Here is a 14,204-nt window from a genome sequence, read left to right on the forward strand (position 1 = left end):
TCTTTCACTCCTTTCCATTATAGGAGTAATTATGCCCTATTACTGTTACGAAATGTATCAGCGACTAAATTGCTAAATTCACGTAAATAATATAAATAATTATCACCGCCGTAGTTATATCTTTTATTATACATTTTCGCAACAACTACATTATATTCAGGTATTACTAAAAGAGTCGGTCCTGTAATTCCTAATATTTGATATGCTCCTTTTGGAACTCGTTCACCAAGTTCACTTAGTTGTGCAGGTTCATTTTGAACGAACCAAAACAATCCGTTTTGGGGTAGCTCATTATTTTTATACGTCGGACTCTGCAAGCTTGTAGCAATTTCTATCACTTCTTTTGGTACAATTTGTTTACCGTTTAACATTCCCTTATTTAAATGAAGGTTACCCCAATAAGCAAATTCTCTAGCAGAAACAAATAGATTTTTTTCAGTACCATCATCTACCGTACCAATTTCACTAATCGCGTCTTCATTTGGATTATCAATAACTTTAACTAAATTTTCATCTTGCTGAATTCTCCAAGCTGTTTCTTGGAAGTTAACTAGGTCAAATACACGCTCCTTTAACAATTCAGGAAAACTTTTGTTATAGAGCTGATAAATAAGACGTGTAATCATTCTTACGTTAATATCTCTATACGCCCAAGCTTGTCCAGGTTCAAATTCACGAAAAACTGTCCCGTCATGCGTTTCTCCTAAACCGTGCGAATGGGTTACTAAATGTCTTATCGTTGTTTTACCAAGTAATACAGGATCAAAGTTTTTAAAATACTTTATCGCTTCATCATCAATAGAGTTTATTTTCCCCTCGTAAAGTGCATATGCTACCATTAAACCTAAATAACTTTTTCTCGCAGAAGCAACGTTGAATTGTGAAGGTGCTGTTACTTTTTTACTTGTAGATGTATTTGAATGATGGCCACTATAATGCTCTAGTACGATTTTATTATCTTTTATAATGCACAGTGCTGTTGCAGAACTATGATTTTCTTCTTTTATATTTTCTACCCAAGAAATCAATTTATCGTATGTATACAAATAAATCCCCCTTAACACGAATAAAAAATTACAGCATGAAAGAAAAGTATAAAATAGTATTTACACCTTTCTTTCATATGAAATATTATTGATTTTCTATACTTAAATAACCCACCAGTTCCAGCAATTAAAGCAGCTGAAACATCCAGCGCAGCCTACACATCCGCCGCAACGTCCTGCACAACCTCCGCATCTTCCGCCGCCACATCCACCACAGCGTCCGCCGCAACCACCGCATCCGCCGCAACGACGTGCATCATCTTGAATGTAGTAATATGGATATTGATTTTGTTGTAGTTGATCCCAATACACAACATTACCCGAGTTATAATCATTTAGGTTTAATGATTGTAGTTCTTGTTGAAACTGATTCATTACGAAACCCTCCATTTATAAAAATAAATTCCGTCCAAATGTTAAATTTCATATATCTTTGTAAACAAAGTAGAAACAAGACTATAGACTAAATACGTACATCAACAAAATATGAACTTACACTAGGTGATGTACCTTGTTTTTTAGCCTATTTTCTTTATTATCTTTCGATGGACGTATTTACAATTAATAGAAAGGTTTAAAAATTACTAATCCAGCAGTTTAGTAGTTCATCACTTAATTTTCTTTCTAGCAACTCTTTAACTGAAGGCACTGGCATGATTTTATACATATTTAAAGCTTCTTGATTATAATCTATCCAGTGAAACGCTAAGTGAGACTCTTTAGATTTTGGTATGAAATCAATATGTAAATCTAAAGAATCTACTTCAAAAATGTGATTGATTTCATGATGAAGGACTTCTCGGTCTTCCCATTGGTTTTCTATGACACCTAAAAATTGTTTTATACTGCAGTTTACTCCGAGTTCTTCTCGTATTTCTCTTATTAATGCATTCTCAGCTGATTCGCCAACTTCAACATGACCACCAGGTAAAAAATAATGCTGGCCAATATATTCAGCCACTAACAATTTTTTATCCTTAATCATAACAGCTCGTACAATATGATGAAATTTATTTTTCAATTGCTATTCCTCCTAGTCATTTTTTTATATTTAATTAAAAAAGTCATTTAATATAGGGATAATATAAATCATAGGTGTTTCATACGGGGGAATTTCGTTAATCACTTCAAGTGCAGCCTTTACAAGGTCTCGTTTACATTTTATTTCAATTTTACATTCTTGCCCTTCGCATATTTGACCTATTTCTCCATTAAAAGGTGATGCATCGTCTAATGGTCTCCAATATCCTTTCACGGAACTATAGGAAAGACAATGGTCATATTTCCCTGTTTTGCAAGCTCCAATTCTATTTAGCTCATTCCGTAATATCTCAATGTATCCTTTAGGAATAAACACTTCGATTTTCACTTCCGAAAATTACATCTTTCCTTTCACACCTTTACTTCATAATATTTAAACGAATAAACGATATACTTGCTCTCCATCATAATCATATCCCAATGGTTGAAAACCGTACTGTTCATATAGTTTCTTTGCAGAGATATTATCTTTATGTACTGTTAATCTAATTTCTTTACACGCCTTACATGTATTTTTTATTAAGTAAATACTTTCTTGCAACGCCGCTTTTCCATAACCATTACCTTGCTGCTTTTGATCGATAATAAAACCGTTTATCCAATACATATCAGTTGTCTCTCTTACAACAGCATGCATAATAAAACCAACTATTAGATTGCCGTCGTAAATCGCAAATGGTATGTACTCCACATTGTCACCATCTGGTTTTATATACACTTTAGCAAGTGAAACTGCTACAATCGGGACAAATTTTCTTTGATCTTTTTTAACTTGTAACTTTAATGCATCTTCCCAATTTTCTCTCGTAACAACCTTTAACTGGACATTCAATATTGTAAGCTCCTTTATACAGAGAATATATGTTTTTATATTCTACACAGTGAAATAACTTCCTTTTTCGACAACAACTTATAACATGATTTTTATAAAGTCTTGAATGAATTTTTGTTCATCTATCTCTAAAGCTATACGGGCTCCTTCAGATAAAGAGCTAGGGCGAAAATCAGCAAATGTTTGTCCTTTCGTATCTCCGAATGTATCTACATTCACTGTACGATGCGCAAATTTAAAAAAACTTGGGTTAACTAATCCACTTATAGCAACCACATCATGTAGCAAAGGCCCTTCGATAGATGGATTAAGTTTTTGGTATGCAGATAAATAGTAATCATACATCGGTTTCATTATCGTATGAAATGGATTCTTTGAATTAGCTTGGATATAGTTAAATACATTTGGAGTTAACGCAGCTTTATTTGTTACATTCAAAGGGAATATAAATAAATTCTTTGCTTGCTGAAAAATAATTTTACTTGCTATAGGATCTCCATACACATTTGCCTCTGCTAATGGCGTAACGTTACCTACTTCTAAAAAGACACCACCCATGAAATAGATTCCTTTTACATTCAGCATTAAATCATTCCATAAATTAAAAGCAATCGCTAACGAAGTAGATCTGCCTACATCGACAATTGTTAAATCCTTTCCGTACTTTACAAGAATCGAAGCAATACTACCAAAATTGTATATCGGGATAGACAATACACTTTCTGGCACATGAATAGGACCTAATCCTTCTGGTCCATGAATTTCAGGATAATATGCTGTAATTTCTTCTGTAAGTGGTTTTGTTGCCCCGCTAATTACAGGAATGTCTTGTCTATTTGCTAACTGTAAAATATACGCTGCATTATGCGCAGCATGTATATGTTCAACATTTCCATATCCGGTTACAATACCGACAATTTCAATTTCGGGATGCAATAAACCATACATAATGGCGAACGAGTCATCAATACCTGGGTCTCCGAAAAATAATACTTTTTCCAAGAAATCCCGCCCTTTCATAAGGAAAATAGATGATGTTAATTATGTATATGTGAAAATATAATTAAACTATACAATTTTATATGAATATTACTAACAACTTTTCCGCTAGAAACTATGCAGTCCATTATGAAAAGTGTAAGTGACGAATTAGATTATTTTGGATACGAAGAACAACAAGGTTTTTTACCGTTACGTGAAGCAATAAGTAAATACGTAAAATCATTTGGAATACATGCATCAGCCAGTTCTATATTAATCGTCTCTTGTGCATTACAAGCACTACAATTAATATCAATTGGTCTTTTACATAGATATTCACTTCATGTATTTCAATCAGCAAATATAAATCTATCTGGTATATCTATGGATCATCACGGTATTTTATCTAACGAGTTATTAACACGCATTTAATATAGACGGGGATATTAATGTCTCAAAAACGAAGAAAAGAAATAATAAAAATATGTGAAAAGGAACAGTTACCTATAATTGAAGATGATATTTACCGAGAGTTATGGATTGATGAACCACCTCCAGCTCCTTTAAAGTCGATAGATAAACATGGACATGTATTATATGTTGGTAGTCTTTCTAAAACACTTAGCCCAGGACTTAGAATTGAATGGATTATTGGACCAGAACCTGTAATTGATAGATTGTCAGATATAAAAATGCAAACAGACTATGGATCTAGCTCTTTATCTCAAAGAGTTGCTGCTGAATGGATACATAAAGGTTTTTATGAGGATCATGTAGCGAACGTAAGAATTCAACTAAAAGAACGAAGACAAATCATGATACGATCATTAAATAAGTATTGTACAGACATTGCATCTTGGGATATTCCTAGTGGTGGATTTTTTATATGGCTAAAGATTGTACCTAGCATTCCGATGAAGAAATTATTTTCAGAGGCACTATCAAAAGGAATTCTTTTAAACCCAGGACGAATCTATGAAGAAGAATCAGATCAATACATTCGTTTATCATATGGATATGCTTCTCTAGAACAAATGACTAACGGGATTAAATTGTTGAGTGAATTAATACGTAAGCTAATGGCATAACAAAAACTCCTCTTTTATTTATAGAGGAGTTTTTGTGTATCCTATTTACCACAATCTCATTTCCTGTCCCAATAAAATAAGTTCGTCATAAGGATCTCCGTCAATATTTAATACTTGAGCAAAAGCAGGTTCTGTTTTTAAACCGTTCTCTTTTAAGCGAATAATTTCTCTCCTTATATGGGGATGCTGCATTAATAGCATGTGCTCTACTATCATATGTCTATATGCATTTTGGTTACGCACTGGTTTAGGCTGAGCAAATAATTCAAATTCAAAACCCTCAAATTCAAAATTTACCTTTATCGATTCGGTAGTTTTAATTTTTTTCTTTTTTATTTTGAATCCTTTATAAGAACCGTATAAAGATCTCATTTCCTGTTCAAAAACATCAAAGTTATGTACTTCCATTACAATATCTAAGTCAGATTGAAGAGTATCAATTCTAATAGGAATTGTCCCGCAAAGAACCGGACTATACAAAGTTAAATCCTCCATAATGTTTAGTTTATTCAAAACATCATACACTTTTTGTTGCTTCTCATTCCCAGATTGTAAATATGAAATAGATGTAAACATGGAAGTCTCTCCTTCTTTTCACGTAATACGTGTCTCGCTAAGTTCAAAAAAAATTTGTCCGTTTCTATTTGTTCTAGGAGTACCTTTATTTCAATATATTAAGGCGAATAAAGAATACGTTTCAACTTTTCTCCTATTCTGCAATACTATAAAAATAAAAAAGGAGGAATTATTATGAGCATTTTCAACGTTCTTTTAACCATCCACATATTATTTGGAACAATATGTTTACTCACCGGTATTATAGCGATGGTTGCTCAAAAGAAAAAAGGAAAACATACGGAATGGGGTGAAATATATCATGCATCCTATGTTGTCATCACCGTTACTGCAATTATATTATCCATTATTAACTGGGATAAAATCGCATATTTATTTTATGTAGCAATTTTCTCTTATGCATTTGCGATTTATGGCTATCTTGCACGAAAAAAACGTTGGAAAAATTGGCTCCATCACCATATTAGAGGTATGTTAGGTTCTTATATAGGTGCGGTAACCGCACTTTTAGTAAACGTCGGTATTCATATCCCTTTGATTAATTTACTGCCACCTATATGGTTTTGGTTTTTACCTACATTAATCGGTATTCCTCTCGTAGCCAGTGTATCAAAAAAATATAAAAAGCGTAGTTAAAATTCATTACATTTTCGATACTTTCTGATGATTACTATGAAAAATCATACTCAATGTAATATTTTATTAATAAATTCAAAATCGTATTGCTTTAAGTTAGTCACTTAGAGTTAAATAAAAAGAATCCAATAAAAATATTGGATTCTTTTTCGGATTTCATTTCAATATCAGCTCTATGTATTCAATGATGTTACCATTTGGATCACGAACTATCTTTGTATTCTTATGGGTACTTGTTTTATTGGTTCAGTGATAATTACACCATTATAGTTTAAGATTGTAATAATGAATGTAAACGATCCAGGTAGTTCGTAAACATCCCATCAACGCCCCATAAAAGTAGCTTTTTCATATCTGCTTCATTATCTACAGTAAATGGATGGACTTCTAAACCATGTTTCTTTATTTTCGTTACATAAGCTGAATCAATATATTTGTAGTTCATACCAAGACCGATGCAGTACGTTTTATACTTTTTTATTTCTAATTCAGTTAATTGGACTGCCTTTTTGTAAGATAATAATTGTACTAGAGGTATATTAACATCTAAACTATGAATTTTTTGCAGACTTTCTTTACTAAATGATTGAATAATAACTTTATCACTTATTTCGTAGTGCTTTATCATTTCTAATAGCTTTTCTTCCATACCGGGATATTCATCTGGCGATTTTGTTTCAATGTAATAATTAGCATTATGCCCGAACGTTTCAATAATTTCTTCTAGTGTTGGAACTTTAGCATCTTCAAATTCTTTCTTTGCTAAATTTGGATGCTTTTCATTGAAAAAAGAACCTGCATTTAGTTGCTTTATTTCTTCTAATGTATGTTCCTTAACTAGCCCCGTGCCATTTGTAGTGCGATTTAGTGTTTCATCATGCATAGCTACTAGATGTCCGTCTTTTGTCATTTGAAGATCAATCTCTATATAATCTCCTTTTAATTGTTGTCCTAATGTATAAGCTGGTAATGTATGTTCCGGCGCATACGCAGAAGCGCCTCTATGTGCAATGTATTTTATATGATTGGATTGATTAATAGCTTTCGTGTACTTAAGTTCATTTACTTTATGAAAAACAAAAGTACCTATTACTATAAAGGTGCAAATGATTGTAACGATATATATCTTTTTCATAATGATGTATTAACTCCTACATGAAAGTAGTTTAATTTGGATGATTTATTCAATTAAATGTCGATTTTCAAAAACAGTCATTTGTCCTACAGATTGAAAACCAGTCTTTTTATAAATATTAATCCCATCAGGTGAAGCTTGTAATACGCATTGAGAAACTTTCAATTCTTTTGCTTCTTGCAACAAGTAATTAAACATAGTAGAGCCAAATCCTTTTCCTCTCATTTCTTCTTTAGTTGCTATATCATAAATACCAATACTATCTATTGTACATATTAATGAACCAACCGATACGACTTCATTTTTATAAAGACCTAAGTACAGTTTCATATTTTCACTATTCCATAAATCGAAAGAAGCGGTTTGATTGTAGAACGTTTGTACATGTGTACCTTCCTCTGATTTACCAAATAGATTAGCTAATGTTTCCCCAAACTTTTTAATTTGTTCTGAAGAAGATGATTTTTGTATCGTAAAACCTTCTGGCATGTTTATTGTTGGATGAATTGTTCTTAAGTCTGCTACCATCGCGATATTTTGTTCTGCTTCTTTTAAGCCAAGTTTTATTAATTCGCTTTTTATAGTCTGCTCATGCCTATCATCCCAAAACCAAACACTCATTGGAAGTTTCTTTTGATTATAGTTGTTTACCACTTTGTATAGTTTCTCAATGCCTTCCGTTAAATCATTGTTTAGTAAAGTAATGATATTAAATGTATCTGCAGGTAAACCACAATTGACAGCAATGTAATCCTTCGTTTCTTTTACATCCATTCCATGTACCTGCCGCGCAATATATGAGGTTTTATATGTAAAATTATCTATTAGTAACTGTTTATAACTCATTCATTTTGCTCCTTTCATAAAAATCCGTATTCGATTCCTTCAATATTAAATATAACATATAAGAAATGTACCTATTTCTATAAAAATAGCTCTATACATCACTCTTTGCGCCCTAAAAGAATTAAAAATGATATAACGTTGTCGGAATGAAAAAAGTGGTATATAATAAATATTAACATTACTAGTAATTATTTTAGGTATTCCTAGAATAAAGGAGCGATACATATGAAAATTACTATTTATTTCGGAAGTCATGAAGATCAAGATGTTCGTACTATGGACTGTCATTTAGATGTAGAAGATACAGAAGAGATTGTTTCTGTATCATAATATAAATAGTTGGGATGAACCCTCTTCCCTACCGCGTTCAAGGCACCTTTTATAGGTGTCTTTTTTGTTGTTTTTTCGTCAAAAACCCTTTACTTTAGAGCGTTTTAATAGTAAAATATAAATATACGAACAAATGTTCTTTTTATTTTAATTGTACATGAAGGGATGATTTTTTACAATGGCTCAAGCAAAGCGCAGAGGAAGAAAAAAGCAAACACCTATTATTTCAAATACAGGCTTTATCGGCTCTGTCTTTATTGATACATTGGAGTTACAAAAGAAATCCTATTATTTCGCTCGTAAAAAACTTCAAATTGTTCATCACGTACTAGATGGTCTCTCTGGGGCAACAAGTTCTCTATTTAAAGAACATAACATATCAGCATACATGTCATGTGTGTATTTACATAAACAAAAGAAAATCGGCTTTGTTCTTTCAACGAAACCATTTGAACAAAGTGACGGTGTTGCTTATTTTGTAAATTATTTAATCGAAAAGAATTTTTACAGTAACGAAGAAGCAGAATATCAAGAAGTATTTAATACAGGTTTTATCGGTGTAGTGTTCGCTGATTTATGTAGCATAGATCGCTTTAATTTCGAGTTTGAAATGGGTATGTTAACGAAATTAATGAAAGATATGATAATTCCAGTTAAAGAACTCTTTCTACGCCACAATGTACCGGCCTACATCTCCACTTCTCATTTAGAGGAACAAAACAAATTAGGTTTCGTTCTATCTATAAAACCATATGATGAACGTGCAGAAGCAGATTTATATTTTGAGGCCTATTTAAAAGAACGCGGTTTATTTATCGGTGATGAAGAAGATGATATTGATAAGATTGTGATTAGAAAAACAGCTGAATTACGATAAAAAAGCGCAGGATGATGATCCTGTGCTTTTTTATAATTTATGAAGTTGATTTACCAAATAAACGGTATTAGTTTTTTTGTTTTCTGTTTATACACTGTAAATTGTTCCCCATACTTGTTTTGTAAGTAATCATCAGATTTTGGAATATATTCAAAAACAAATACTAAGAATAGGCCTAGCGGGATAAATAGACTAAAAATATTGCTCGAGATTAATGCTAAACCAAGCACCCAAATGCAATCCCCAAGATAATTAATATGAATCGCATATTTAAATAAACCGCCTGTATATAGCTTACCTTGATTTATAGGATTGTCTTTAAAAGGTTTTCTAAGTAACTCGGAAACTGTGTTTAATATACTTCCCCCTAAAAACAATATCCAGCCTATAATAAGCAATGTTAAGTTTGGATCCTGATTACTAGTAATCAGTAAGATTGGAAAACCTACATAATATATTCCAAAAGCAATACTGTTCATAATGGCTTCTTGCCATGCAATCCCTCTAGGCAACCATATAAACATCATAGCTGTTAATCGTAAAGCGGTAATAATTAATGCTATAAAAAGCCCTATTGAAATACCTGGTTTGAAATAAATAATGAAAAGTAAATAATATGCAATGAATAAGTATATAATCTCAGCAACTACAATTAAGATCTTTTCTTTTATCGTTGGCCGATTTATACCATACATTGTTATACGCCCCTTCCTTTACTCATTTTATAGGAAAATATACTTCTATGAGATTATTCTCCTCTGATGTGCTATAAGGATTCGTTTTATAAACTTCAAACGGAGCGCCATTCAGTTTATAGTTATTTTCTTTAACCCAAACATGTAGCTTTGTATGAATAGAAGGCAATTCATTGTAAGATCCATTAAGTATAGCCATTGCGCAAAGGCCGGGATGAAACACTTTTGTTTTATTTGTGGCCTCGGCAAGAGGAATCGAAATTTCTACATCATAATTTTCAGATGTATATTCTGAACTATGGAATATAGCAAGTGGTTTTGCAATAGGTGATAAATTTTCAAATAAAATTTTACTAAACAACCCATTAAAGTGTGTTAGAAAATCAGCGATATTTATTCGTTTTCGCTGAGATACTATATGATAGGTTAAGTGATTTACAAGATTAATCTCAATATGATTTAAGTAATCCATGATACTTTCCTCTTCATCTAATTGTTGAATATCAAACTTTAATTTTTTTAATAAAGAAGAATAAAATGTAATTTGTTGTGTTAGTATTTCTTGTTTGGTTTTCATTTTAGAATTAAGCAACTCAGTATTCTCCCAATTTGCTAAAATATCCTTAATTTCTTCCAACGAAAATAAATAAGTTTTTAATCGTGTAATCAATAAAGCTGTTTCTAATTGGGAAATATTATAGTAGCGATAGCCATTCTTAACATCTATGAAATCAGGTTTTAAAAGCCCAATTTCATCATAGTAGCGCAGCGTCTTCATTGTAAGATGCGATATTTTTGAGAACTCCCCAATTGAAAGCATACCACTCACCTCCTGTTACTAATTATTTTAAATATAATGCTTCCTGTAAGGGGAAGGGCAATCCATAAAGTTAAATTTCCTTATTGTATTTAGCCCCCTAAAACGAATACGTAATCTCTTCAACATTGTCCATAGGAAATCAGTCCATTTTTTCGTTTTATATTATTTGCTTTTCTCAGCTTGAAAGATGTAGAAATATCCATTCTATAAATAACCTAAGATTCTACGAAGCACTATAATCTTTCGAATGAACTTCTAACGTGAAACGATTTGATGAAACTTTAATTACTATTAAATATAAGAATCCACCTACAATTGGAATGATGTAGGATGGGATATAATTTAATAATAGACCTGATATTGCAAGTGCTATTGGTTGCATCATTTTACCTAAGCTTAATCCAATACTAAGCACTCTGCCCCTATATTCATCAGGAATCTCTTTTTGCATGAAATAAATTAAAGGAATATCAATTAACGCTATAATAAGCCCTAAAAAAATCATAACAACACAATACGTAATCACGAATACAAAATCATTCACTTCAAAGCTTTTGAATAAAACTGGAATCCCTGAAATAATCATAATAACTGCCAACATAGAACTTAGCTTTTTCAAAAGATAAGAGTAAGAAAGACGATCAGTTATCTTTTTTACTACAATTGCACCAATTATCATCCCTACTGGAAAAGTCCCTTGAATGATACCAAATTGCTTAGAACTAAGATTGAGTACTGTGTTAATAATGTATGGAAATGGAACAGTTACAGCGAAGCCTAAGAAGAAATTAAACGAAATTAAAATATGAAACGTATTCTTTAAGCTATCCTTTTTAAGTAAGTAAGAAAACCCCTCTTTTATATCTTTAATAAAATTTACTCCTCTTTTTGAAATTTCCTCATTTATGTTGTACTCGAACAATTTAAATTGAATAAATAGTAATACTATCCCTGAAAGAAGAAATGAAATACCGTTTATAATTATAAAAGTTTTAATATCAAATACTGAAAAAACGATGCCACCTAACATAGGGCCAAGAATTAAAGATACAGAATCGATAATTTTACTTATAGAATTAATACTCATAAGCCTTTCTTTAGAGACGATATTGGGTTTTGCAGCTTCTAATCCTATTCCAAAAAAGGTTGTAAATACCGTCATAAGAAAGGTAGTAGTATAAATAATGAATAAGTTTAATCCATAATGGCTACTTAATATATAAACAGCTATTAATAAGCAGCCACTTAGTACATCCATACAAACGACGAGTTTCTTTTTATTAACCTTATCAGCAATTACACCGGCAAATGGATTCATAACAATCATTGGAATTGTTCCTAATATGAGTGTTATCGCGAAATTTAACGCTGATCCAGTTATTTGTAAAACATATAGACTTAATGCGAAACTATACATAGAGGTACCGAATATTGATACTGTTTTTGCGATTGAATATAAACAAATATTTCTTAGTTCCAGGTTTCTTTTTTTATTTTCTATAAGTAATCGTAAACTTCCCATAACATTTCCCCCACTTTTCTTTGTATTACATTAAGTGTAAGTTCTTGGGTTAACCCAATATCAATACGTACTATTTGAAAAGTTTTATGAGGAAATAAATAAAAGATGGGGTTAACCCCATCTTTTTCCGAAAAATGAATATGTATAAATTTCTTCTCCTTGAACAAAGAAATCCTCGTACTTTCCGCCTCGTTTCAAATAATTTGAAGTACTTTCATCAATCGATTGGAACTGTAGATTTTGGATTTCTTTCGTTACTTTTGAAAGTGTAAAATTTGCTCGAAAGTTATTTGTAATTTGGCTATTTGAGCTGAAATTTTTAAATAAAATAAATAAACTTAATAAATAACAATCAGGTTTAAAAAGTGGATTTAATTCGTGAAGTAAAAAATCATCATGCTCAAAACTATAATTGCTCGTACCAGAGTGATCAATTACGATATCAACAGACCGATTTTGAATAGGGATGTTCAAAAAATCCGCACAGATAAAGAGAATGTTTCTTCTCGGATTTCTTCTCGCTAATACATCTTTTAAAAATAAAAGTTTATTGAAATCTCGATCCACTGCGATGTATAGGCAATCTTCGGGTAGTTCTTCATAAATGTTCCTCAAAAAGAACCCAAGTCCTGATCCTATATCCAGTATTAATTTGTTATTTAAATCTAAATGTATTAGTTTCTTTTTCGCCCATGCCCCTTCTCTATGCATATTTTCCAAATATGCATTATCAGTTTCATGAATATAATCCGAAATAGTATCATCAAGTGACGTCCGCTCATTTGCTTTAAATAACTTACCAGCAGTTATAATTCCTGAAGTAATAATGTATTCTTCACCACAATTACAAATTAACTTTCCTTCAATAATTTGATTACTATTAATAATTCCATCTTGAAGAATTAATTTTTTACTACATTTAGAACATGTAAGTAAATGTAGTACACTTAAATCTATCCCTATAATTGAATTAGAAGTTTCATTTGTTAATAATAAATCATGTAACACTCCCTTTAATTTATCTCGTTTCTTCTCCAAAAGTTCTATTTCCTGTTCCATCTTGTCATATTTCAGTTTAAATAAAGATTGGTAAAAAGTATCTTTTTCGTAATTCATAGATTTCGCTAAATTTTTATAAAAAAATAGTTCTTTAATTTCATTCAAGCTAAATCCTAGATCTTTGTAATGTAATATTAGTTCTAAATCTGCTTGACAATATTCATCAAATAAATAGTGCCCTCCCTTTTTTTCAGGAATAATGAGACTGAGATCCATATAATGTCTAACAGTATCAATACTTATGTTATTTACTTCTCCAAACTTACCAATTTTCATAATATCCCTACCATTTAAATATTTTTTTATATAGATTTCTATTTTTATCTTTAAAAATCCTTTCACCTTTTTTATCAACATTATTTACGGAATGAAAAAATGGTATTATTTATATTGGTGTGCCTAATAATATAACATGCAAATTTTGATTTTATGCATGTCATATTATCAGTATCAAAATTATTAAACCTCAATGGATTTATTACTTTATACTTAATGAAATGTACTTATAAACGGACATTATAGCATTACTTTATTGAACTATTGGAGTAGGATTACTGTAGAAGGTTACATAGGGGTAGCGTCACATGCCCATCAAGCTAAGATTTTAAGACACCCCCATAACGAGAATTTTACTTTTTTACAATTATTTATGAAAATTCTGCTTGTTTTTTGCATTTTTGGGGTGCTAGACTTAAAACTTCAGCAATAAGCACAGACTAA

At 31.2% G+C, this 14,204-nt stretch carries 15 protein-coding genes and 1 pseudogene; 3 read left to right on the forward strand and 13 right to left on the reverse strand.

The genetic code is table 11. The features are described 5' to 3' along the window. Positions 1-29 precede the first annotated feature (29 nt). The 6 genes from QCI44_RS14780 to QCI44_RS14805 all read right to left on the reverse strand — a co-directional run bounded on the left by QCI44_RS14780 (position 30) and on the right by QCI44_RS14805 (position 3,921). Positions 30-1,046 carry a serine hydrolase domain-containing protein gene (locus QCI44_RS14780; protein WP_016087660.1) on the reverse strand — a complete coding sequence of 339 codons (1,017 nt, stop codon included), beginning with the start codon at positions 1,044-1,046 and terminating at the stop codon, positions 30-32. Between the two features lie 102 nt (positions 1,047-1,148). After that, positions 1,149-1,421, reverse strand: coding sequence for a heterocycloanthracin/sonorensin family bacteriocin (locus QCI44_RS14785; protein WP_016087661.1), 273 nt, complete (start codon positions 1,419-1,421; stop codon positions 1,149-1,151). A gap of 199 nt (positions 1,422-1,620) precedes the next feature. Next, positions 1,621-2,067, reverse strand: coding sequence for an NUDIX domain-containing protein (locus QCI44_RS14790; protein ID WP_016087662.1), 447 nt, complete (start codon positions 2,065-2,067; stop codon positions 1,621-1,623). 30 nt (positions 2,068-2,097) lie between these two features. Further along, a complete protein-coding gene (cutA, locus tag QCI44_RS14795; protein WP_098986424.1) occupies positions 2,098-2,403 on the reverse strand; it encodes a divalent cation tolerance protein CutA in 306 nt (101 codons plus the stop codon). Between the two features lie 57 nt (positions 2,404-2,460). Further along, on the reverse strand, positions 2,461-2,919 hold the full coding sequence (locus QCI44_RS14800; RefSeq protein ID WP_016087664.1) for a GNAT family N-acetyltransferase: 459 nt from the start codon (positions 2,917-2,919) through the stop codon (positions 2,461-2,463). Positions 2,920-2,997: 78 nt separating this feature from the next. Continuing rightward, positions 2,998-3,921 carry a nucleoside hydrolase gene (locus QCI44_RS14805; protein ID WP_016087665.1) on the reverse strand — a complete coding sequence of 308 codons (924 nt, stop codon included), beginning with the start codon at positions 3,919-3,921 and terminating at the stop codon, positions 2,998-3,000. A 99-nt stretch (positions 3,922-4,020) separates the two neighbouring features. Between QCI44_RS14805 and QCI44_RS14810 the strand changes: the two are divergent. Continuing rightward, positions 4,021-4,988, forward strand: a pseudogene (locus QCI44_RS14810) (aminotransferase-like domain-containing protein); the annotation flags it as partial. A 45-nt stretch (positions 4,989-5,033) separates the two neighbouring features. On the opposite strand, the gene QCI44_RS14815 reads toward QCI44_RS14810, so the two are convergent. Further along, complete coding sequence (locus QCI44_RS14815) at positions 5,034-5,564, reverse strand: DUF4269 domain-containing protein (protein ID WP_016087668.1); 531 nt, start codon at positions 5,562-5,564, stop codon at positions 5,034-5,036. Positions 5,565-5,738: 174 nt separating this feature from the next. On the opposite strand from QCI44_RS14815, the gene QCI44_RS14820 reads away from it, so the two are divergent. Continuing rightward, the gene (locus QCI44_RS14820) at positions 5,739-6,200 is read left to right on the forward strand and encodes a DUF2306 domain-containing protein (RefSeq protein WP_016087669.1); all 462 of its coding nucleotides are present in this window, start codon (positions 5,739-5,741) and stop codon (positions 6,198-6,200) included. A gap of 271 nt (positions 6,201-6,471) precedes the next feature. Here the strand turns inward: QCI44_RS14820 and QCI44_RS14825 are convergent, their stop codons facing one another. Both QCI44_RS14825 and QCI44_RS14830 read right to left on the reverse strand, forming a co-directional pair. Further along, entirely contained in the window at positions 6,472-7,335 is an 864-nt protein-coding gene (locus QCI44_RS14825) for a glycerophosphodiester phosphodiesterase (RefSeq protein WP_098986426.1), read from the reverse strand. Positions 7,336-7,380: 45 nt separating this feature from the next. Beyond that, the gene (locus QCI44_RS14830; RefSeq protein ID WP_016134618.1) at positions 7,381-8,181 is read right to left on the reverse strand and encodes a GNAT family N-acetyltransferase; all 801 of its coding nucleotides are present in this window, start codon (positions 8,179-8,181) and stop codon (positions 7,381-7,383) included. 508 nt (positions 8,182-8,689) lie between these two features. On the opposite strand from QCI44_RS14830, the gene QCI44_RS14835 reads away from it, so the two are divergent. Next, positions 8,690-9,388, forward strand: coding sequence for a hypothetical protein (locus tag QCI44_RS14835; protein ID WP_016087672.1), 699 nt, complete (start codon positions 8,690-8,692; stop codon positions 9,386-9,388). A 50-nt stretch (positions 9,389-9,438) separates the two neighbouring features. Here the strand turns inward: QCI44_RS14835 and QCI44_RS14840 are convergent, their stop codons facing one another. From QCI44_RS14840 to QCI44_RS14855, 4 genes are all read right to left on the reverse strand, one after another. Then, positions 9,439-10,083: a methyltransferase family protein gene (locus tag QCI44_RS14840; protein ID WP_016134617.1), complete on the reverse strand. Its 645-nt coding sequence runs from the start codon at positions 10,081-10,083 to the stop codon at positions 9,439-9,441. A 22-nt stretch (positions 10,084-10,105) separates the two neighbouring features. After that, entirely contained in the window at positions 10,106-10,903 is a 798-nt protein-coding gene (locus QCI44_RS14845) for a MerR family transcriptional regulator (protein WP_016134616.1), read from the reverse strand. 223 nt (positions 10,904-11,126) lie between these two features. Beyond that, on the reverse strand, positions 11,127-12,425 hold the full coding sequence (locus tag QCI44_RS14850; protein WP_016134615.1) for an MFS transporter: 1,299 nt from the start codon (positions 12,423-12,425) through the stop codon (positions 11,127-11,129). Between the two features lie 111 nt (positions 12,426-12,536). Beyond that, a complete protein-coding gene (locus QCI44_RS14855; RefSeq protein ID WP_016134613.1) occupies positions 12,537-13,760 on the reverse strand; it encodes a methyltransferase domain-containing protein in 1,224 nt (407 codons plus the stop codon). Between the last annotated feature and the right edge of the window lie 444 nt (positions 13,761-14,204).

The sequence above is a fragment of the Bacillus cereus group sp. RP37 genome (genome assembly GCF_040459695.1).
GTDB lineage: Bacteria > Bacillota > Bacilli > Bacillales > Bacillaceae_G > Bacillus_A.